Below are 21,232 nucleotides of genomic sequence, written 5' to 3' on the forward strand. Positions count from 1 at the left end.
CGATGGCCGGCCTCGCGGACCACGCGGCCACACCCCGGTGGCGCAACCCGCTGCGGGACGAACGGGACAAACGGGTACCGCGCATCGCGGGACCGTGCAGCATGGTGATCTTCGGCGTCACCGGTGATCTGTCCCGACGGAAACTGATGCCGGCCATCTATGACCTGGCGAACCGGGGGCTGTTGCCCCCGGGTTTCGCCCTGGTCGGCTTCGCCCGCCGTGATATGGCGAACGAGGACTTCGCGGCGATCGTGCGCGACGCCGTCGAAGCACACGCCCGTACTCCGTTCCGGCAGGAGGTCTGGGACCACCTGGCGGAGGGGTTCCGCTTCGTCCAGGGCACGTTCGACGACGATGCCGCATTCGCCCGGTTGACACGCACCTTGGCACAGTTGGATATCGAGCGGGGCACCGGCGGGAACCACGCCTTCTACCTGTCGATTCCACCGGACACCTTTCCGGTGGTCCTGGATCAGCTCGCCCGGCACGGCCTGGCCGCGAGGACCTCCGTCTCGACCGCCCATGGGCGTTCCCCCTGGCGACGGGTGGTGATCGAGAAACCGTTCGGACACGACCTGGCCAGCGCGCGCGAACTCAACGCCCTGGTCAACCGGGTGTTTCCGGAGGAAACCGTCTTCCGCATCGACCACTACCTCGGCAAGGAGACGGTGCAGAACATTCTGGCGCTGCGATTCGCCAATCAACTGTTCGACCCGATCTGGAATGCCAACTACGTCGACCATGTACAGATCACCATGGCCGAGGACATCGGGCTCGGCGGCCGCGCCGGCTACTACGACGGTATCGGCGCCGCCCGGGATGTGATCCAGAACCATCTGCTGCAACTACTGGCGCTCACCGCCATGGAGGAGCCGATCAGCTTCGAACCGCGGCAGATGCAGTTGGAGAAGATCAAGGTGCTCTCGGCGACCACCCTGGTCGAGCCCTTGGACGAGACCACCGCGCGCGGCCAGTATTCGGCGGGTTGGCAGGGTGGTGAACGGGTCGTCGGCCTGCTGGACGAGGAGGGTTTCGACCCGGATTCGCGTACCGAGACCTATGCCGCGATAACCCTCGAGGTCAATACGCGACGGTGGGCGGGGGTGCCGTTCTATCTGCGCACCGGAAAACGCCTCGGGCGTCGGGTGACCGAGATCGCGGTGGTGTTCAAACGGGCCCCGCATCTGCCGTTCGACCGCACCATGACCGCAGAGCTCGGGGAGAACGCGCTCGTCATCCGGGTACAGCCGGATGAGGGCATCACCATGCGGTTCGGCTCGAAGGTGCCCGGTTCCGGGATGGAAGTACGCGATGTGAACATGGATTTCAGCTATGGCGAATCGTTCACCGAATCCTCGCCGGAGGCCTATGAGCGGCTGATCCTGGATGTGTTGCTGGGTGAGCCCTCGTTGTTCCCGGTGGACAAGGAGGTCGAATTGTCCTGGCGCATCCTCGATCCGGTGCTCGAGCACTGGGCGACCAACGGCAAACCCGAACAGTATGCGGCGGGCACCTGGGGCCCGGACTCGGCCGCGGAGATGCTGGCCCGCACCGGCCGGGAATGGCGGCGTCCATGATCGTCGATATGCCCGACACCACCACCAGAGCGGTGACCAAACGCCTGGTACAGCTGCGGGAGAGCAATGGTGTCATCACCATGGGGCGGGTCCTGACCCTGGTGGTGTGCACCCTGGACAGCTCCGAGGCCGAGGACGCCATCGAGGCCGCCAACGAGGCCAGTCGCGAACATCCGTGCCGGGTGGTCGTGCTGGCGCGCGGTGACCGGTCGGCGCCCACCCGACTGGATGCCCAGATCCGAGTCGGCGGTGACGCGGGCGCCGCCGAGGTCATCGTGCTGCGACTCCAGGGCGAGTTGATCAGCCACGAAAGCAGTGTGGTCATCCCGTTCCTGCTCCCCGACACCCCGGTGGTCGCGTGGTGGCCGCGCGGCGCGCCTGCGTTCCCCTCGCAGGATTCGGTGGGTCGGCTGGCGACCCGCCGCATCACCGACGCCACTTTCGCCCCCGATCCGCAGGCGGCGATCAAACAGCGGCACGGTTCCTACGCGCTCGGCGACACCGATCTGGCGTGGAGTCGAATCACCTACTGGCGGGCGCTGCTGGCCGCCGCCATGGACGAACCGCCGTACGAACCGGTGGAGTCGGCGGTGGTGTCGGGCCTCCGGGAGGAACCGGCGCTGGATATGCTCGCCGGATGGCTGGCCTCGCGACTCGACTGCCCGGTACACCGTCGTACCGGGGATCTGCGGGTGGAATTGCACCGCCCCACGGTGTCGATCGCGATCGCCCGCCCGCAGAAGGGGGTGACCGCGACCCTGACCCGCACCGGCGAACCCGTGCAAAGAATCGCCCTGGCACGGCGGGGAACCCGGGATTGCCTGGCCGAGGAACTGCGCAGACTGGACGCGGACGAGATCTATGCCGAGGCATTGGCCGGAATCGAAAGGGTGCGCTATGACGGGTAGTACCGACTCCGAGTTTCCCGCCGACACCGTGGAGGTCCACTCCGACACCGACGCACTGCTCGCGGCCGCGGCGGCCCGGTTCGTCGGGGTGGTGGTGGCCGCCCAGGCCGAACGCGGCTCCGCGTCGGTGGTATTGACCGGCGGTGGCACCGGAATCGCGCTGCTCGAGCGGGTCCGGGAGGCCCCGGGCGATATCGATTGGTCCCGGCTCGACATCTTCTGGGGTGATGAGCGGTTCGTGCCCGCCGGCGATCCCGACCGCAACGAATTGCAGGCCCGTAAGGCGCTGCTCGACCACGTTCCGCTGGACCCGGCCCGGGTGCACACCGTCGCCACCTCCGATAGCGAATACCCCGATCCGGTGGAGGCCGCCGGCGAATACGCCGCGACGGTACGGGCGTATCTGACCGAACACGGCGCCTTCGATCTGCATCTGCTCGGTATGGGCCCGGACAGCCATATCAATTCGCTGTTCCCGCATTCCGACGCGGTGCGTGAGGGACACGAACTTGTCGTCGCGGTCACCGATTCCCCCAAACCGCCACCGGTCCGGATCACCTTGACCCTGCCCGCTGTTCACCGGACCCGACACGTCGTACTCATCGTCTCCGGCGCCAACAAGGCGGATGCCGTCGCCGCCGCCGTCGGTGGCGCCGATCCGGTGGAGGTCCCGGCCGCCGGTGCCCACGGCACGGAATCCACCACCTGGTTGCTCGACGCGGAGGCCGCCTCGAGTCTGCGGCGATAGTCGGCGGCCGTGACAGTCGAGTTGATCGTTCTGCTGATCGTCGTCGTCACGGCATTGGCTTTCGATTTCACCAACGGGTTTCACGACACCGCCAATGCGATGGCCACCTCCATCGCCACCGGCGCGCTCCGGCCCAAGACCGCGGTGGGACTGGCCGCCGCCTTGAACCTGGTGGGCGCTTTCCTGTCGGTCGCCGTGGCCGCGACGGTGGCCGAGGGAATAGTCCGGCTGGACGAGGTCTCCGGTCGAGAGTTGCTGCTCATCGTCTACGCCGGACTGGTCGGCGGAATCCTCTGGAATCTGCTCACCTGGCTGGTCGGGTTACCGTCCAGCTCCTCGCATGCGCTGTTCGGGGGGTTGATCGGCGCCGGCCTTGCCGCACTCGGGTGGCACGGGGTGGTCTGGTCCGGGGCCGATGGCGGGGTGCTCGCCACGATCGTGTTGCCCGCGCTGGTCTCGCCGATCGTGGCGGCGCTGGTGTCCGCCCTCGGCACCTGGTCGGTCTATCGACTCACTCGCGGGTCCGACCCCGCCAAGGTGAGTGCCGGATTCCGCTGGGGGCAGATCGGAACGGCATCCCTGGTCGCGCTGTCGCACGGCACCAACGACGCACAGAAGACGATGGGGGTGATCTTCCTGGCCCTGGTCGCGCACGGGAGCCTCGATGCCGATTCGGAGATGCCGCTGTGGGTGATGGCCGCCTGTGCGGTCGCGATCGCGGCCGGTACCTATCTCGGCGGTTGGCGGATCATCCGCACCCTCGGCACCGGGCTGGTGGAAATCGACTCACCCCAGGGCCTGGCAGCGGAATCGGCCTCGGCGGCGATCATTCTGACCTCCGCACATTTCGGCCTCCCGCTCTCGACGACCCAGACCGTCAGCGGCGCGATTCTCGGCACCGGTCTGGGCCGGGGCGCGGAAGTGCGGTGGGGGGTCATGGGCCGGATGGCGGTGGCGTGGCTGCTGACCCTCCCGGCGGCCGGGATCACCGGGGCCATCTGCTGGGCGCTGGGACACTTCATCGGCGGACTGCTCGGGATTACGGTGGTGTTCGCCCTGCTCGTGATCCTGGCCGTACTCATCTACCGGCATTCGCTGCGCGACCGGATCACCGGCGACAACATCGATACCGCACCGCGAGTTCGATCGTCCCCAGCGGACCGGCGATTGCCGTCCGTCCGGCCGGCCCCGGAGAAGGAGGCATGATGTCCACCCTGTTGTCGCATACCCGGGCCCTGTGGCAGGTCACCCTGGCCGGGTTGATCCTGGGCGCCGGGCTACCCGCGCTGTTCGCACTCGGCATTCGATGCTGGTCGGCCACCACCGCGGTCGGCCCGGACGGTTCGGTGCGACGTAATCCGAGCGCGTGGGTGGGTGCCTGCCTGTGCCTGGTGGCCGTCCTGACGGCGACGGTCGCAGGCGTGCTCTACATCGCCAGGGAGTTCCTGGCCGACCGACTCGGCGTCCGGCTGTTCGGACCGGCCTGAGTCGATGGCCGAGAACACGGATCGACAACGGCGACCGGGGTGGCCCGCTCGGGTCATCGCGTGGCTGCGGGCCGGCTATCCCCAAGGGGTGCCCCAGACCGATTACGTCGCGTTGTTCGCGATACTGCATCGGAATTTGACCGAGCAGGAGGTCGTATCGATCGCCGAGCAACTGGTGCGGGATCGGGGGGACCGAGAGATCACCCGGGACGAAATCGAGGCAGCGGTGCACCGGATGGCCCGGGAACGTCCCGGCGCGGACGATATCGCGCGGGTCGCCTCGCATCTGGCCGCCGGCGGTTGGCCACTGGCCGCACCGTCGGACGAGTTGTCGGACGAGGAACGGTAGATGCTGCCCCGGGTGCTGCGTACGGTGATCGACTGGCTGCGCAGCGGCTATCCGGAGGGCATTCCGGAATCGGATTACGTACCGCTGATCGCCTTGCTGCGACGAAGGCTCACCGACGCCGAAGTGGAACAGATCGCGACCGAGGTGCTGAACTCACCCGGGCACACGGTGGACCGGACGGATATCCAGGTGATGATCACCGAGGTCACCGACGAGATGCCCACCGAGGCGGATCTGCGGCGGGTGCTGTCGAGGTTGGATCCACCCGACTGGCCGACCGGGTCCGGTCGGCCGTGAACACCCGTCTCGGACGCAGCCACGGCGGCCCGAATGTTCGTGACCGGGACGAGCGGTCGAACGACCCGGATATGGAGCCCACCGCGTTTAGGCTGACCACCGTGATGGTCCGATGAGCGCGCACGAGGCCGATCGACGATTCCGGGCCGAGATCGCGGCCCTGCGCCCGGCTCCCGCAGCCCCGCTCGATCGGGAACTGGCGCCCGGGATCACCGGACGGATGTGTCTGGAGCTGTTCGAATCCCAGGTCGTGAGCCGACAGCTGGATCTGGCAGCGCGTCGACTCGGCGCGGCGGGCACCGGCTACTACAGCATCGGTTCCTCCGGGCACGAAGGCACCGTGGCCCTGGCCGCGGCCACCCGGATCACCGACCCGGTGATTCCGCACTACCGGTCGGGGGCACTGTTCGTCCAGCGGGTGCGGCGCGCGGGTGGGACGGACCCGGTGCGCGATGTCCTGCTCGGTGTGGTGGCCGCCGCGGCGGATCCGATCTCCGGGGGGAGGCACAAGGTGTTCGGAAGCGCGGCGGCGAATATCATCCCGCCGACCTCCACCATCGCCTCGCAGCTACCGCGGGCGATGGGGCTGGCGTTCGCCCTCGACCGGGCGACCCGACTCGGCGTGCGCTGCCCCTGGCCTGCCGATTCGGTGGTGGTGTGCGGTTTCGGCGATGCCTCGGCCAACCATTCCACCGCGACGGGCGCCATCAATGCCGCGGTGCACACCGCCCACCTCGGGATCGCCATGCCGATCCTGTTCCTGTGCGAGGACAACGGCCTCGGTATCAGCGTGCCCACCCCGCCCGACTGGATCGAATCCGCATACGGGCACCGCCCCGGCCTGCGTTTCTTCACCGCCGACGGCTGCGATCTCCCGGACGCGCTGACCGCCGCGACCGCGGCGGTCGACTGGGTTCGCGCCCACCGCCGTCCGGCATTCCTGCGGCTGCGCACCGTGCGACTGTTCGGGCACGCCGGTTCCGATGTGGAGACCGCCTACCGGGATCCGGCCGCCGTCGCGGCCGATCTGCGACGCGATCCGGTGATCGCCACCGCCCGTCTGTTGGTCACCACCGGTATCTGCGGCCCGGGCGAAGTACTCGCCCGGTACGACGCCGTCGCACGTCGGGTCGCCGAGGTCGCCGAACAGGTGGGGCGGGAACCGAAACTCGCCTCCGCCGAGGCCGTCACCGCCGTACTCGCCCCCGCCCGACCGGACCTGGTACGCGCGGATGTCCTCGAACGCGGCGGCTCGACTACCCCGGTTTCTCCACCCGAAGCGCGGCCACGAACCACTCACCCCGCGGCCGATACCGCCCGCCCCGATACGAGTGCCTCGGTACGAGCGCAGGACAGCACCCCGGCCCCCGGCGTTTCCGACCCCGTGGTGCCCCCGTCGGGTCCGGTGCCCCTGGCCCGGGCGATCAATCACACTCTGGCCGCATTGCTCGCCCGTGACCCCGATGTGCTGGTTTTCGGTGAGGACGTAGCCCGCAAGGGCGGTGTCTACGGGGTGACCAAGGGCCTGCGGCAGCGGTTCGGGGCGCGTCGGGTATTCGACACCCTGCTCGACGAACAGAGCATCCTGGGCACTGCCCTCGGCGCCGCGCTGGCCGGTTTCGTACCGATCCCGGAGATCCAGTACCTGGCCTATGTGCACAACGCCCTGGATCAACTGCGCGGTGAGGCGGCGACGCTGTCGTTCTTCTCGGCGGGGCGTTACCGCAATCCCATGGTGGTCCGCATTGCCGGGTATGCCTACCAGCGAGGTTTCGGCGGGCATTTCCACAACGACAACTCGGTGGCCGCCCTGCGCGACATCCCCGGTCTCGTGGTGGCCTCGCCGTCCCGCGCCGACGATGCCGCCGCTGTATTGCGCACCTGTGTCTCGGCCGCCCGCGTGGACGGACAGGTCTGCGTTCTCCTCGAACCCATCGCCCTCTATCACACCCGGGACCTGTACGAACCCGATGACGGTCGGTGGGCGGCGTCGCTCGACGCGCTCGAGCACGTACCGATCGGACGGGCGCGGGTCTACGGCGCCGGTACGGATCTGACGATCGTCGGTTTCGCCAATTCGGTGCCGATGAGTCTGCGGGTGGCCCGCCGGCTCGCCGACCGCGGCATCGACGCCCGGGTCCTGGATCTGCGCTGGTTGTCTCCGCTCCCCACGGCGGATCTGCTACACCATGCCCGGGCCACGGGCAAGGTCCTCGTCGCCGACGAAACCCGTCGGGGTGGGGCAGTGTCGGAGTCGGTGCTCGCCGCCCTCGTCGACGCCGGATTCACCGGCCGTATCGCCCGGGTCACCAGTGTGGACAGTTTCGTTCCGCTGGGCCCGGCCGCCGAAACGGTGCTGCTGGGTGAGCAAGAGATCGAGACCGCGGCGGTCGAGCTCGTCTCCGACCGCTGAGGGCGCGGCGGTGTGGCATGGCCCCGACCGTACGCTCACCGCATGACCGAACCGGATATACCGGGTATACCGGATATATCGGATATATCGGATATATCGGAGACCGACAGCGATATGCTGCGCCGCGTCGAGTCCGAAATCGTCGGCCAACACCGATTCATCGAATCCCGGCTGCGCGGGAGCGCCGAAACCTCACTGGAGTCGTTCGCCGAGGCGCATACCCCGGATTTCCGTTTGCACGGTATGGCAGGGACGGTTCTCGAACGGTTGGAGGTTATCTCCTCGTTCGGCGGGGCACGTGGAGCCGAACCTGCATTGTCCATCCCGATCGACGCCGTTCGGCTCGTCTCGGTGGACTTGTCCACCATTGCCGCCACCTATCATTGCTGCCATCTATCATTGCTGCCACCTATCATTGCTAACACCTATGTGGAATGACATGAGGGCACGGCCACACCTTCGACGCGGCTGTGCCCGGTGGTGTTTCGGCGCACCGCGGCGGATGCCGAACGCCTGTACCGGCATCACCTGCAGGAGACACGGGTCACCACGCCTCGGTAACCGGCGCGCCCACGGACGGGCACGGTGTTCTCTACGGAAACCGGTTGAGGTACGCGATCCGGGCAATACTGTGGACAGTAACGGCGACCTGTGGTGGAGGTGCGGCCATGACGGCGGTGTCCATGTCGGGCGAGATGCGTCCGGAGCACGACTGTGCCGACGATCGGGTGCTGCTGCACTACCAGCGCTCGTATCCGCAACCGGTACTCGAGGTGTGGACGGCCGCGACCGAACCCCGCCGGTTGGTGCACTGGTTCGGCACGGTGACCGGTTCCGGGAGCGAACGGATCGTCCACCCTCCGCACGACGGGCCGGTATCCGTGCCGTTGAACGTGCGGATCGAGCGGTGCGTCGCCCCGCACGAGCTCCGGGCGCGGATCGATACCGCGCTATTGGAGCTGCGCTTGAATCAGGTGGGCGTGGTCACCACGCTCGAACTGGTACGGCGGCATGTACCCTCGGCCCGCGCCGCTGCGATCGGTCCACGCTGGCAATTCCTGCTGGATCGGTTCACCGCCTATCTGGAACGCCGGCCGGTACCGGATTGGCCGGCGTACCCCGATCTGGCCCCCGAGTACCGATAGCCCGAGCCGGAAACCCCGCCCGAAGTGGGCCCGCATCGTTGGGCGAATAGGAGCCGCGCAGTCAGGCGATGGCGTCGCTCGATGTGGCGGCCGGTTCGGCCAGGGCGCGTAATAAGAAGTCGTTCACCTCGGCGCTACGTTCCAGATGCACCAGATGTCCCGCACCGGGTACTCGCTCGACCGCGCGGAGATCGGGCAGCAGGGCCCGCATGGTGTCCAGGGGGTTCCGCCCGCTGAAACCCTCCATATCGGGGTCGTTCTCGCCGTACAGGAAATGGATCGGCACCCGGGGTACGGCGCCGGTGTATTCGGCGGTCAGCTCCCAGTTGCGGTCCAGCACCCGATACCAGTTCAAACCGCCGGTGAACCCGGTGCGTTCGTATTCCGCGGCCAGAACGTCGAATTCCGCGATGGACAACCACGGCCAGGGCAGCGAAGGAGCTTCCGGGAGCGCGTCGAGATAGCGGGTCCCCGGTGGGTGTTTCCAGGTGTCCAGGTAGTGGTAGTCCCCGCTGAGCGCGTAGTAGACACGGGCCAGGAATTCTCGGGGGCGAGCGGCCAGGTCGGCATCGGCCGGTCCGGGTTCCAGGAAATACGACAGATGCAGGAAGTGCCGTTCGGCCATCCGATTCCAGTAGTACGACGGCGGCCGTGGTGGGCGCGGGGTGAACGGGTTGTTCAGCACCACCAACCGGCTCACCCGCTCGGGTGCGCGGAAGGCCAGCTCCCAGATCAGCGCCGCGCCGAAGTCCACGCCGACGAAGGTTGCCCGTTGTTCCCCCAGATCGTCGAGGAGGGCGAGCAGGTCGCCGACAACGGCGCGATTGGTGTAGTCGTCGAGGTCGGTCGGGGCATCGGTCCGTCCGAATCCGCGCAGGTCCGGTGCGATGGCCCGGTACCCGGCCGCGGCAACCGCGGTCAGTTGACGATGCCAAATGTATCCGGTGTGCGGAAACCCGTGGCAGAAGACGACCGGATGTCCCTGTCCCCGCTCGGTGAGGTACATCCGAATTCCCTCGTTCCGCACGAACCGGCGTGTCGTCTCCACCGGACCTCCCATTCACTAGAACGCGTTCCAGTTTCACGGTAGTGTCCCGGGAACGTGAGCGGAATACCCCATACCCTGCAAGGTCGGATCGCGGTGGTCACCGGCGCCGGCCGAGGCGTCGGCAAAGGCATCGCACTGGAGCTCGGCGCGGCGGGCGCGACCGTCTACGTCACCGGCCGATCGACCATCCCGGGACGGCTCCCCGGAACGGTGCACGAGACGGCGGCGCAGATCGACGAGCTCGGCGGCGCCGGTATCCCCTTCGTCTGCGATCACCGCGACGACGACGCGACCGCGCGCCTGTTCGAGCGGATACGCGACGAACACGGCACCCTCGACGTGCTGGTGAACAATGTCTACAACTCCCCCGCGGCGGCCCGCTGGCTGGGCAAACCGTTCTGGGAGTTCCCGCCCACGGCCTGGGACGAAACCTTCGACGTCGGCGTGCGGTCACATTATGTGGCCAGTGCGTTCGCCGTACCCTTGCTCCGGGAGGCGGGCGGCCTGATCGTCAATATCTCCTCCCCCGGCGCACAACGCTATATGCACAACGTGGTGTACGGGGTGGCCAAGGCCGCATTGGACCGCCTCACCGCGGATATGGCACACGATCTGGCCGAATCCGGGGTAGCCGTGGTCTCCCTGTGGCCGGGCCTGGTGGATACCGAACTACTCCGAATGGTGCCGGCCGATGCGGAGGGCAGGCGGCTGGTGACACTACCCGGCGAGGGCACCTTCGACCTGGCGGAGGCGGAAACCCCGCGGTTCACCGGCCGGGCGGTGGTGGCGCTGGCCGCCGACCGGGACAGACAACGGCGGTCGGGGCGGTCCTGGCGGGTCGCCGACCTGGCCGCGGACTACGGATTCACCGATGTGGACGGACGGGTTCCCCGTCACGACTGAGCGGCGTCAGGAGAACTTGATCTCCAGACCGATACCGAGAATGGCGATCAACCAGACGATCCCCGTGAACACGGTGATGCGGTTGAGGTTCTTCTCCGCGACGGTCGACCCCGACAGGCTGGACTGCATCCCGCCGCCGAACAGACTGGACAGGCCTCCGCCCTTGGCCCGGTGCAGCAGCACCAGCAGCACCAGCAGCACGCTGGTGATGATCAGGAGGATATCCAGGAACATCCGCATGGCCGACAGTGTATGCGGCGGGCACGGCCCGGACCGAATCAGGTGCGCGGCGCCACCGAGACCAGATGGATGGTGCGTTCGTTCTGCGCGTATTCGGCCACCGCCTGTTCCCGCAACCGATCCTGCGCGGTCAACCGCACCTGATGCTGGTGCATATGCTCCGACCAGGACCGCACCACGAAGGCCTCCACGTATTTGTCCTCCGCACCGATATCCCGGAACAGCCGCCACTCCATCGCCCCCGTCCGTTGGCGGGAACGCCCCAGATACACCATCGCGTCGAGGAAAGCGGGCACGTTCTCCTCCGGAACCAGGTATTCGTGCAGCACCATCACCGGACCGTCGTCGGGGTCCGGCTCCACCACCAGGTTCGGTTCCGGCCAATACGGCTGCGGGGTCAGGTCGAGAGTGTCCACATCGTGGCGGATCGGCAGCCAGAGGGTGCTCACCGCACACCCCACCAGCAGTATCGCCGACACCAACAGCGCCGCGACCGTCCCGAACGCCCCGGCGATCAATCCCCACGCCAAGGAGCCGATGGCCTGGCCCCCCATGAAGACCAGCATGTACACCGCCAGCCCCCGGGCCCGCACCCAGGCGGGCAGCAGCAACTGCATGGTGGCGTTCAGGGTGGCCAATGCCAACAGCCAGGCCGCGCCCGCGAACACCAACAGCACCAGAACCGCGGCCACCACTTCGATCAGCGCGGCCCCGGCCGCCGCCACACCGAAGACCACGGCCGCGACCGCCAACATCCGGGTAGGGGTCAGGCGCGCCCGCACCCGGGCCAGCCCCAACGCGCCGAGCACCGCCCCGACGCCGAGCGCGCCCAGCATGATCCCGTATCCGGACGAACCGAGCCCCAGTTGGTCGTTGGCGACCACCGGCAGCAATGCCCACACCGCGCTCCCGGGACCGACGAACAGCATCGACCGCGTCAGTACCCGACGGATCGCCGGCGAGGCGCGGATGAATCGGGTCCCGGCCTGCAGCGCGGCCAGCGGACGCTCACTGGGCAGGGTGCGTTCCGAGGGCCGGCGCCGCCACAGCAGCAGCGCGACGACGATACCGCCGAACGACAAGGAGTTGAGCGCGAACACCAGGGTTGGACCCGACAGCGCCACCAGCACTCCGGCCAGCGCCGGTCCCACGGCACGGCCGATGTTCATACTCATACTGCCGAGTGCGGAGGCCGATGGGATCTGCTCCCGGGGCACCAACTCCGGCTGGATGGCCTGCCAGGCCGGGCCGGTGAGCGCCTGTCCGCAGCCCAAGAGGAACAACAGTGTCAACAGCACCGCCGGAGTGGTGTGGCCGGTGGCGGTGAACAGGGTGAGGGTCACGGCCAGCAGCGCCATGACCGACTGCGCCCCCAACAACAGTCGACGGCGATCGAGCAGATCTGCCAACACACCGGACGGTATGGACAGCAGCATCACGGGCAATGTCGTCGCGGTCTGCACGAAGGACACCAGCGCCGCGGCATTGGGTTCGTCGACCATGATCCATTGCGCGCCCACGGTCTGCATCCAGGTCCCCAGATTGGAGACCAGCTGGGCGATCCACAGCGCCCGATAAACCGGCGACCGCAGCGGTGCCCAGGTGGACGGTTTCGACGTGGCTCGCGTCATCGGCTCGAGCATAGCCGCAGCCACCAGACGCCTTACCGTGAGCTCGGTGCCTGCGCGCGTCACCGCGGCGTTCGGGCCGCACCGACCGGTCACGGGCACTTCCCGAATCAGCCGAATCCACGGCCCGGGCACGAAAAACATCGAGGCCCACCGGTTTTCACCGATGGGCCTCGACGACCGGCCGGCCTCAGGGCAGCGGTCCGCCCGCCGCGATGGCGGACAGAGTGGCGAACTCATCACCCTTGAGCGAGGCACCGCCCACCAGAGCACCGTCGATATCGGGCTGCTTGATCAGCTCACCGACATTCTTGGCGTTCACCGAACCGCCGTAGAGCACCCGCACCGTGGCGGCGACCTCCGGGGAGGCCAACTTCTGCAGTTCCTCCCGGATGGCGCCGCACACCTCCTGCGCGTCGGCAGGAGTGGCGACCTTACCGGTGCCGATGGCCCAGACCGGTTCGTAGGCGATGACGACCTTCGAGATCTCCTCGGCCGACAGCCCCTTCAGGGAACCGCGCAGCTGTTCGAGGTTGTACTCGACGTGGGTGTGGGCCTCGCGGACATTGAGGCCCTCTCCGATGCACACGATCGGGGTGATCCCGTTCTTCAACGCCTGCTTGGCCTTGGCCAGCACGATGGCGTCGTCCTCGCTGTGGTACTGGCGGCGTTCGGAATGCCCGACCACGACGAAGGTGCAGCCCAGTTTGGCCAGCATGGACGCGCTGACCTCACCGGTGTAGGCGCCCGCGTCGTGGACGGACACATCCTGCGCACCGTAGGTGATGCGCAGTTTGTCGCCCTCCACCAGAGTCTGCACACTGCGGATGTCCACGAATGGCGGGAGCACCGTCACGTCGACCCGGTCGAAATACTTCTCCGGCAACGCGAAGGCGATCTTCTGCACCAGGGCGATGGCCTCGAGGTGGTTGAGGTTCATCTTCCAGTTGCCGGCGATGAGCGGGGTACGGGCCATTACGCGTCCTCCTCCGCATCGTCGAGCACACTGATCCCCGGCAGCTGCTTGCCCTCCAGGTACTCCAGTGATGCGCCGCCGCCGGTGGAGATATGCGAGAACCCTTTCTCCGGCAGCCCGAGCGCCCGCACCGCCGCGGCGGAGTCACCACCGCCGACGACGGTGAACGCGCCCTTGTCGGTGGCGGCCGCAATGGCCTCGGCCACGCCCCGGGTGCCCGCGGCGAACTTCTCGAACTCGAACACGCCCATCGGGCCGTTCCAGAACAGAGTGCGCGCCTCGGTGAGCAGGGCGGTGAACCGTTCCACCGATTCCGGACCGATGTCCAGGCCCATCCACCCGTCCGGGATCTCGTGGGCCGAGACGACCTTCGCCTCCGCATCGGCGGAGAAGGAGTCGGCGACGACGATGTCCCGGGGCAGGTGGATGACATCGGCGTAGCGGTCCAGCAGCTGTTTGCAGGTCTCGATCATCTCCTCCTGCAGTAGCGACGAACCCACCGACAGCCCCTGGGCGGCGAGGAAGGTGAAGCACATACCACCGCCGATGACCAGGGTGTCCACCTTGGGGGCCAGCGCCTCGATCACGGCCAGTTTGTCCGAGACCTTGGATCCGCCGAGCACCACCGCATACGGACGTTCGGTGGTTTCGGTCAACTTGGCCAGCACATCGACCTCGGCCGCCACCAGGGTGCCCGCGTAGTGCGGTAGCAGCTTGGCCACGTCGTAGACGGAGGCCTGCTTGCGGTGCACCACACCGAAACCATCGGAGACGAACGCACCGTCGTCACCGACCAGTTCCACCAGCGCCGCGGCCAGTTTCGCCCGTTCGGCATCGTCTTTGCTGGTCTCGCGCGGATCGAAACGAATGTTCTCCAACAGCAGCACATCGCCGTCGGTGAGCCCTTCCGCGCGGGCCAGCGCGTCCTGGCCCACCACGTCACCGGCGAGCTGGACATTGCGGCCCAGCTCCTCGCTCAGCCGGGCGGCGACCGGGGCCAGCGACAGCGCCGGATCCAGGGCCCCCTTGGGCCGGCCCAGGTGGGCGGTGACGATCACCTTGGCACCGGCCTCGACCAGCGCGCGCAGGGTCGGGACCGAGGCGATGATGCGACCGGGATCGGTGATCACACCGTTGTCGAGGGGGACGTTGAGATCGGAGCGCACCAGTACGCCCCGACCCTCGACACCCTCGGCCAGCAGGTCTGTGAGTGTTTTGACGGTCACTGCGAGCGATTCCTAGAGCGACTTGCCGACGAGGCCGATGAGGTCGGCGAGGCGGTTGGAGTAGCCCCACTCGTTGTCGTACCAGGACACGACCTTCACCTGGTCGTCGATGACCTTGGTCAGCGGCGCGTCGTAGATCGACGAGTGCGGATCGGTGACGATATCGCTGGAGACGATCGGATCCTCGTTGTACTTGAGGATGCCGGCCAGCCGGCCCTCGGCGGCGGCCTTCATGGCGGCGTTGATGTCCTCGATGCTCGCCGACTTGGCCAGGTTCACGGTGAGGTCGGTGACCGAACCGGTCGGCACCGGCACGCGCAGCGCGTAACCGTCCAGCTTGCCCTGCAGCTCGGGCAGCACCAGCCCGATGGCCTTGGCGGCACCGGTGCCGGTGGGCACGATGTTCAGCGCGGCGGCGCGGGCGCGGCGCAAATCCTTGTGCGGACCGTCCTGCAGGTTCTGGTCCTGGGTGTAGGCGTGGATGGTGGTCATCAGACCCTTGACGATGCCGAACTCGTCGTGCAGCACCTTGGCCAGCGGCCCGAGGCAGTTGGTGGTGCAGGACGCGTTGGAGATGATGTTCTGGCTGCCGTCGTACTTGTCGTCGTTGACACCCATCACGATGGTGATGTCCTCGCCCTTGGCGGGCGCGGAGATGATCACCTTCTTGGCGCCGGCGGCCAGATGCCCCTTGGCCTTGGTGGCGTCGGTGAAGATACCGGTCGACTCCACGACCACATCGACACCCAGATCGCCCCACGGCAGCGCCGCCGGGCCCTCCTTGATGGCCAGCGCCTTGATCCGCTGGTCACCGACGACGATGGTGTCCTCGCCGTCGAGCGAGACATCCTTGGGCAGGCGGCCCAGGATGGAGTCGTACTTCAGCAGCGTGGCCAGGGTCGCGTTGTCGGTGAGGTCGTTCACCGCGACGATCTCGATGTCGGTGGTGCCGAGCGCCTTCTGCGCCTCGACCGCCCTGAAGAAGTTGCGGCCGATGCGGCCGAAGCCGTTGATGCCTACCCGGACAGTCACGATATCGCTCCTCAGCTTTCCAGCGGATTCATTCCGATGCCCTAACACTAGTGCCCGCCCGGGCTCCTACCGACATGCGCCCGCCCACGAAGAACCACGACACGCGCGCGTTCCCCTCACACCGTCCCTCACAAGCCCCGACCACCCCCGGAAAAACCGGGCCGGCCCACCCGATCCACGGCTCCGGTCCAACCTCGTCCCCCTATCGGCTCGAACCGATCCCCCACCCGAACCGCCCCCGGCTCGAGCCGACCCTCGCCCGAATCGTTCCCCGAGCCGAACCGTCCTCAGGCCCAAAGCAACCTTCAGCCCGAACCGATCCCCGGCCGGAGCCGCCCCCCCGGCCCGAACCCATCCTCGACCCGAACCACCCCCAAGCCCGACCGAGCTCCCGAGACCAAACCGATACTTCCGAGACCAAGCCACCCCATGCAGCCGAGTCTCACGAGGTCCCGAAGGGTTGCGGCCCGTCTCACGTTTGCGCGCCCGAAGCACATGCACCGAAGGCGCGAGTCTCGAGCGTGCAAACGCGAAACCTCCAGGGCCGCAACCCCGCGCCGCCGAAAGCGGTGCGATCGGGCACAGCTCACGCTTCGTCGAGTAGTTCTGCGGTGACCGCCGATTCGGTGTCCGGGACGCCCAGTTCCTTGGCGCGCCGGTCGGCCATCGACAGCAGCCGTCGGATACGACCGGCCACTGCATCCTTCGTCATCGGCGGATCGGCGAGTTGGCCGAGTTCCTCCAGTGAGGCCTGCCGATGCTGTACCCGCAGCCGGCCCGCCGCGGCGAGATGGTCGGGGACATCGTCGCCGAGGAGTTCCAGTGCCCGTTCCACCCGGGCGGCCGCCGCCACCGCCGCTCGCGCCGAGCGACGCAGATTGGCGTCGTCGAAATTGGCCAACCGATTGGCGGTGGCCCGCACCTCACGCCGCATCCGGCGCTCTTCCCAGGTGAGTCGGGTGTCCTGGGCACCCATGCGGGTGAGCAACGCGCCGATGGCCTCGCCGTCGCGCACCACCACTCGGTCGGTGCCGCGCACCTCGCGCGCCTTGGCGGAGATGCCCAGCCGCCGTGCGGCTCCCACCAGCGCCAGCGCCGCCTCCGGACCGGGGCAGCTGACCTCGAGCGCGGACGAGCGCCCCGGTTCGGTGAGCGAACCGTGCGCCAGGAAGGCTCCGCGCCAGGCGGCCTCGGCGTCACCGATGCTGCCGCCGACCACCTGCGCCGGCAAACCTCGCACCGGACGTCCGCGAACATCCAGCAGACCGGTTTGGCGGGCCAGTGCCTCGCCTTCCTTGGCGACCCGGACCACGTACCGCGATGTCTTGCGCAGCCCACCGGCGCCGAGCACGTGCACATCGGATCCGTAACCGTAGAGTTCGAAGATCTCCCGTCGTAGTCGGCGGGCGATGGAACCCATGTCCACCTCGGCTTCGACGATCACCCGGCCGCCGACGATATGCAGACCACCGGCGAACCGCAGCAGGGCGGACAATTCCGCCTTGCGCGAACTCACCTGCGTTACGGCGAGCCGGCTCAGCTCGTCTTTCACTTCGGCTGTCATCGCCACGAGACGCGCTCCTTTCCACCCAACCCGGACCGCACATCCTGACCCATGTGCCGCCCCTCCACGCGAAGTCCTGATTTCTGCGGCCGAGGTTCCCGGATCAGCCGATCCAGTGCGGCGGCAAGCTTTCCGGGGTGATGTCGGTCGGTTCCCGCGTCGGCGACATCGGAAAAGACTACCCGGGCCCGTAGTTGTTCGGCAGCCCGCGCCACATGTTCGCGTTCCCGGCCGGCGGGTACGCTACCGGAATCGACCAGTACATCGTCGACCGCGAAATCCGGTGCGTGCTGGGACAATACATGTAGGTGCCGTTCGGCGGAGAATCCGGCCGTCTCTCCCGGCTCGGCGGCGAGATTGAGCACCAATATCTTTCGGGCCCGGGTGTAGGTCAACGCTTCGCGCAATTCCGGCACCAGCACGTGCGGAATCACACTGGTGAACCAGGATCCCGGTCCGAGTACCACCACATCGGCGTGTTCCACGGCGTGGGTGGCCTCCGGGGACGCGGGCGGATCCGAGGGGATCAACCGCACCCGCCGCACCTTGCCCGGGGTGGTGGCGACCGCGACCTGTCCACGAATGCACCTGCTCACCCGCGGATCCGCTTCCAGTCCGGAGACATCGGCCTCGATATCCAACGGGATGGGCGACATGGGCAGGACCCGTCCGGTTGCTCCCAGCATGGCCCCGACCTGCTCCAGGGCGGCCACCGGATCGCCGAGTACCTCGGTGAGTCCGGCCAGGATCAGGTTGCCGACCGAGTGCCCGGCCAGGGCTCCGGTCCCGCCGAATCGGTGCTGCACCGTTCGTGTCCACACGCCGTCGGCGTCGGCGGCCAGGGCGGCCAGGGCCATGCGCAGGTCGCCCGGTGGCGGCACCCCGAGTTCGGCGCGTAGTCGTCCGGAGGAGCCTCCGTCGTCGGCGACGGTCACCACCGCGCAGATCTTGCGGGTCAACCGCCGGACGGCGGTAAGTGTCGCGTACAGGCCGTGGCCACCACCGAGCGCGACCACGGCGGGATTGGCCTCCCAGCCCGTCATTCGCCGCGCCCCAGATCCCGGTGTACCACCCGCACCACGTCAACGGGACTTTCGTCGTCGGCGTCGATTCCGGCGCCGATCAGTTCACCGAGTGCCTCGGCGATCGCCACACTGCGGTGCCTACCACCGGTGCAGCCCACTGCGACCGTCATGTATCGCTTCCCCTCTTGGCGGTAGCCTTTCGTGGCCAGGTCGATCAGGTGTCGACAGGTGTGCAGAAAATCCTCGGCACCCGGTCGGGACAGCACGTATTCACTGACTTCCGTTTCCTGGCCGGTGTGCTGCCGCAGTTCTGGTACCCAGTGCGGGTTGGGCAGGAAACGTACGTCCAGCACCATGTCGGCATCCAGCGGGACACCGTACTTGAATCCGAACGATTGCACGGTCAGTTGCAGCGCCGCGGGCGCGCCGCCCCCGTAGATCTCCTCCAACTTGCGGTGCAGTTGGTGGATGGACAGCTCGGTGGTGTCGATGACGAAATCGGCGGCGGCCTTCACCGCGGCCAACCGCACCCGTTCGGCGGCGATTCCTTCCGAGAGAGTGCCGTCGGCGCTCTCGCCCTGGAGCGGATGACGGCGACGGGCGAAACCGAACCGGCGGATCAGCACATCGTCGGAGGCCTCCAAGAACAGCACTCGGGTCGGTATCCCGCGGGTGCGCAGTTGCTCGGTGACCGCGGACAGGTCACCGGTGAAGAACCGACTGCGCACGTCCATGACGATGGCCAGCCGTCGGATCGGCGGGTCCGCGGTGGCGCCGAGTTCGACCATCCGACCGATCAGTTCGGGGGGTAGGTTGTCGGTGACATACCAGCCCAGGTCCTCCAGGACGCGGGCGGCGGTGCCGCGTCCTGCCCCGGACAGGCCGGTTACCATCACCACCTCGACAGGCGGGTCGGATCGTCGTGCCGCCGTACCCGCGGTTACCGCACTGTTGTTCGATTCCACGCGTGTCATGTACCACCGGATCTGTGTCTGGAGTGCCTTCCGATCTCCCACACCGGCGCAGTGCTCTCCGGGCGGGCACAACATATCTGCTCGGGCCGCGGTACCGGACACCGACGACCTGTCGCGCAAAGTCCCTGACGGTGCTCGAGCGGGCCTTTCGAATGTAGACCCTAATGGACGCGTCGGGGCACGGACCGTCGACAACCCGCATACATCCGCGGCCGAGCAGATCCCTTCGACACCGAACCGTCCGGCCCGTCGGCATCCCGCCCGTTACCCGGCCACCCCCTCGGCCCGGAATCGGCAACCGGCAGCCAGGTCGAGCACCAGACGGGAGAATTCGTCCGGACGGATCAGCGGCAGATAGTGTCCCGCGCCGGGTACGAGGAGCAACCGTCCCGCCGAACAGGCCGCCAGGAAACGGCGTTCCTGAATCCGGAAGTGGTCACGTTCTCCGTTGACCAGCCAGACCGGGCCGGCGTATCCGCCGAGGTGAGCGAGAACATCGAAGTCGCCGAACGCCGCCACCACATCGGGAATCACCTCGGTGGCGATCCCGCCCCGCTCTATTTCCGCGGCCACTCGGCGCGGCAGCATGCGGTCGAGAATTCGGGCGCTGATACGTTCGCCACCGTCGCGTCGCCGCGCGAGCAGCCGATGCGCGATCGTGAACGGCACGGCAAGCCCCCGTCCGGGAACACAGGTCGACCCGGCGACGATCAGCCCTGAGACCTTCTCGCCATGGCGGGCGGCCGTGGCGATACCCACATAGCCACCGAGCGAGTGCCCTACGACGAGGGCGTGACCGCCCAGGTCGTCGATGGCCCGCCGCACCGTGTCGACCGCGCTTTCGAGGTCGAAGCGTTCACCGCGGCGCGCGCCGTGGCCGGGAAGGTCGACGGCGCATACCGGATGCCGAGCACCGACCCGGTCGAGAACATCGATCCAACATCCACCCCCGAGACGAATGCCGTGTACGAAAACCACCGGTATCTCCACCACTCACCCTCCAAAATGCAACGCAACGTTGCGTTGACCATAGGTCGATATGAAATACAACGCAACGTTGCGTTGTATTCTGTGGGTGTGAAGATCCCCGACCGCCCAGCCGGCGCCCGCCCCCGACGAGCCGAGGCGATTTTCACCGCGGCCATCGACCTGCTGACCACGCACGGCTACGACGGAATGACCATCGAAGCGGTCGCCCACCGCGCCGGAGTCAACAAGACCACCATCTACCGGTGGTGGCCGTCGAAGGACGCCCTGTTGGCCGATGCACTGGCCGAGTCCCGGGTACTGTCGTTCGCCGTTCCGGACACCGGGAGTCTGCGGGGCGATCTCCTCGCACTGGCCCAGGGCATCACGGGACTGCTCACCGATCCGGACACCGCCGTAATCGCCACCGCCGCGCTGGCGGCGGCCCCGACACACCCGCAGATCGCGGCCATCACCCGTGCGTTCTTCGCCGACCGCATGAACCGCGAACAACAGATATTCGACCGAGCCCTGGCCCGCGGGGAACTGCGACCCGAGGCCGTTCCCACGGCCGTCATGGACCTGCTCGCCGGTGCGATCTGGTTTCGACTACACCTGCGCAACGAACCCGTCGATCCCGAATACCTGAACCACCTGGTCGATCTCGTACTGTCCGGCATCACCGACACCTGACCATCAGAAAGGCTCCGCAGACCGACCATCTCG

General features: G+C 67.6%; 22 protein-coding genes. 12 read left to right on the top strand and 10 right to left on the bottom strand.

Going from position 1 to position 21,232, the window contains the following annotated elements:
• Positions 1-2: 2 nt before the first annotated feature.
• The 10 genes from zwf to ON32_RS12625 all read left to right on the top strand — a co-directional run bounded on the left by zwf (position 3) and on the right by ON32_RS12625 (position 8,924).
• The gene (zwf, locus tag ON32_RS12580) at positions 3-1,577 is read left to right on the top strand and encodes a glucose-6-phosphate dehydrogenase (protein WP_040791030.1); all 1,575 of its coding nucleotides are present in this window, start codon (positions 3-5) and stop codon (positions 1,575-1,577) included.
• The gene (gene opcA / locus ON32_RS12585; RefSeq protein WP_174361630.1) at positions 1,574-2,485 is read left to right on the top strand and encodes a glucose-6-phosphate dehydrogenase assembly protein OpcA; all 912 of its coding nucleotides are present in this window, start codon (positions 1,574-1,576) and stop codon (positions 2,483-2,485) included. Before zwf ends, opcA begins: the two co-directional genes overlap by 4 nt.
• Positions 2,475-3,233 carry a 6-phosphogluconolactonase gene (pgl, locus tag ON32_RS12590; protein WP_040791032.1) on the top strand — a complete coding sequence of 253 codons (759 nt, stop codon included), beginning with the start codon at positions 2,475-2,477 and terminating at the stop codon, positions 3,231-3,233. The genes opcA and pgl overlap by 11 nt, the downstream gene beginning before the upstream one ends.
• A 9-nt stretch (positions 3,234-3,242) precedes the next feature.
• The gene (locus ON32_RS12595; RefSeq protein WP_040791033.1) at positions 3,243-4,439 is read left to right on the top strand and encodes an inorganic phosphate transporter; all 1,197 of its coding nucleotides are present in this window, start codon (positions 3,243-3,245) and stop codon (positions 4,437-4,439) included.
• Positions 4,436-4,720, top strand: coding sequence for a hypothetical protein (locus tag ON32_RS12600; protein ID WP_245550996.1), 285 nt, complete (start codon positions 4,436-4,438; stop codon positions 4,718-4,720). Before ON32_RS12595 ends, ON32_RS12600 begins: the two co-directional genes overlap by 4 nt.
• 4 nt (positions 4,721-4,724) lie before the next feature.
• Positions 4,725-5,069 carry a DUF3349 domain-containing protein gene (locus tag ON32_RS12605; RefSeq protein ID WP_040791035.1) on the top strand — a complete coding sequence of 115 codons (345 nt, stop codon included), beginning with the start codon at positions 4,725-4,727 and terminating at the stop codon, positions 5,067-5,069.
• The gene (locus ON32_RS12610) at positions 5,070-5,366 is read left to right on the top strand and encodes a DUF3349 domain-containing protein (protein WP_040791036.1); all 297 of its coding nucleotides are present in this window, start codon (positions 5,070-5,072) and stop codon (positions 5,364-5,366) included. It begins immediately after the preceding gene.
• Between the two features lie 112 nt (positions 5,367-5,478).
• Complete coding sequence (locus ON32_RS12615) at positions 5,479-7,779, top strand: thiamine pyrophosphate-dependent enzyme (protein WP_040791037.1); 2,301 nt, start codon at positions 5,479-5,481, stop codon at positions 7,777-7,779.
• Positions 7,780-7,821: 42 nt separating this feature from the next.
• The gene (locus tag ON32_RS27080) at positions 7,822-8,217 is read left to right on the top strand and encodes a hypothetical protein (protein ID WP_051133170.1); all 396 of its coding nucleotides are present in this window, start codon (positions 7,822-7,824) and stop codon (positions 8,215-8,217) included.
• 230 nt (positions 8,218-8,447) lie between these two features.
• Positions 8,448-8,924: an SRPBCC family protein gene (locus tag ON32_RS12625; protein WP_040791038.1), complete on the top strand. Its 477-nt coding sequence runs from the start codon at positions 8,448-8,450 to the stop codon at positions 8,922-8,924.
• Positions 8,925-8,985: 61 nt separating this feature from the next.
• Here the strand turns inward: ON32_RS12625 and ON32_RS12630 are convergent, their stop codons facing one another.
• Complete coding sequence (locus ON32_RS12630) at positions 8,986-9,972, bottom strand: alpha/beta fold hydrolase (protein WP_245550997.1); 987 nt, start codon at positions 9,970-9,972, stop codon at positions 8,986-8,988.
• Positions 9,973-10,026: 54 nt separating this feature from the next.
• Here ON32_RS12630 and ON32_RS12635 point away from each other — a divergent pair, with 54 nt between their 5' ends.
• Positions 10,027-10,875 carry an SDR family NAD(P)-dependent oxidoreductase gene (locus ON32_RS12635; RefSeq protein ID WP_040791040.1) on the top strand — a complete coding sequence of 283 codons (849 nt, stop codon included), beginning with the start codon at positions 10,027-10,029 and terminating at the stop codon, positions 10,873-10,875.
• 6 nt (positions 10,876-10,881) lie between these two features.
• Here ON32_RS12635 and secG read toward each other — a convergent pair whose 3' ends face one another.
• The 9 genes from secG to ON32_RS12680 all read right to left on the bottom strand — a co-directional run bounded on the left by secG (position 10,882) and on the right by ON32_RS12680 (position 20,533).
• Positions 10,882-11,115 carry a preprotein translocase subunit SecG gene (gene secG, locus ON32_RS12640; protein ID WP_040791041.1) on the bottom strand — a complete coding sequence of 78 codons (234 nt, stop codon included), beginning with the start codon at positions 11,113-11,115 and terminating at the stop codon, positions 10,882-10,884.
• A gap of 38 nt (positions 11,116-11,153) precedes the next feature.
• Positions 11,154-12,746: an MFS transporter gene (locus tag ON32_RS12645; RefSeq protein ID WP_040791267.1), complete on the bottom strand. Its 1,593-nt coding sequence runs from the start codon at positions 12,744-12,746 to the stop codon at positions 11,154-11,156.
• Between the two features lie 187 nt (positions 12,747-12,933).
• Positions 12,934-13,719, bottom strand: a complete 786-nt coding sequence (gene tpiA, locus ON32_RS12650; RefSeq protein ID WP_040791042.1) for a triose-phosphate isomerase — start codon at positions 13,717-13,719, stop codon at positions 12,934-12,936.
• Positions 13,719-14,945, bottom strand: coding sequence for a phosphoglycerate kinase (locus tag ON32_RS12655; RefSeq protein WP_040791043.1), 1,227 nt, complete (start codon positions 14,943-14,945; stop codon positions 13,719-13,721). Before ON32_RS12655 ends, tpiA begins: the two co-directional genes overlap by 1 nt.
• A gap of 12 nt (positions 14,946-14,957) precedes the next feature.
• A complete protein-coding gene (gene gap / locus ON32_RS12660; protein ID WP_040791044.1) occupies positions 14,958-15,977 on the bottom strand; it encodes a type I glyceraldehyde-3-phosphate dehydrogenase in 1,020 nt (339 codons plus the stop codon).
• 586 nt (positions 15,978-16,563) lie between these two features.
• Positions 16,564-17,547 (bottom strand): DNA-binding protein WhiA, encoded by a 984-nt coding sequence (gene whiA / locus ON32_RS12665; RefSeq protein ID WP_040791045.1) that lies wholly within the window; start codon positions 17,545-17,547, stop codon positions 16,564-16,566.
• On the bottom strand, positions 17,538-18,584 hold the full coding sequence (locus ON32_RS12670; protein WP_040791046.1) for a gluconeogenesis factor YvcK family protein: 1,047 nt from the start codon (positions 18,582-18,584) through the stop codon (positions 17,538-17,540). The genes whiA and ON32_RS12670 overlap by 10 nt, the downstream gene beginning before the upstream one ends.
• Positions 18,581-19,540, bottom strand: coding sequence for an RNase adapter RapZ (gene rapZ / locus ON32_RS12675; protein WP_040791047.1), 960 nt, complete (start codon positions 19,538-19,540; stop codon positions 18,581-18,583). The genes ON32_RS12670 and rapZ overlap by 4 nt, the downstream gene beginning before the upstream one ends.
• Positions 19,541-19,804: 264 nt before the next feature.
• Entirely contained in the window at positions 19,805-20,533 is a 729-nt protein-coding gene (locus tag ON32_RS12680; RefSeq protein WP_051133171.1) for an alpha/beta fold hydrolase, read from the bottom strand.
• A gap of 84 nt (positions 20,534-20,617) precedes the next feature.
• On the opposite strand from ON32_RS12680, the gene ON32_RS12685 reads away from it, so the two are divergent.
• Complete coding sequence (locus ON32_RS12685; RefSeq protein WP_051133219.1) at positions 20,618-21,199, top strand: TetR/AcrR family transcriptional regulator; 582 nt, start codon at positions 20,618-20,620, stop codon at positions 21,197-21,199.
• Positions 21,200-21,232 lie beyond the last annotated feature (33 nt).

Origin of the sequence: Nocardia paucivorans NBRC 100373 (genome assembly GCF_000308675.1) — a bacterium.
Lineage (GTDB): Bacteria > Actinomycetota > Actinomycetes > Mycobacteriales > Mycobacteriaceae > Nocardia > Nocardia paucivorans.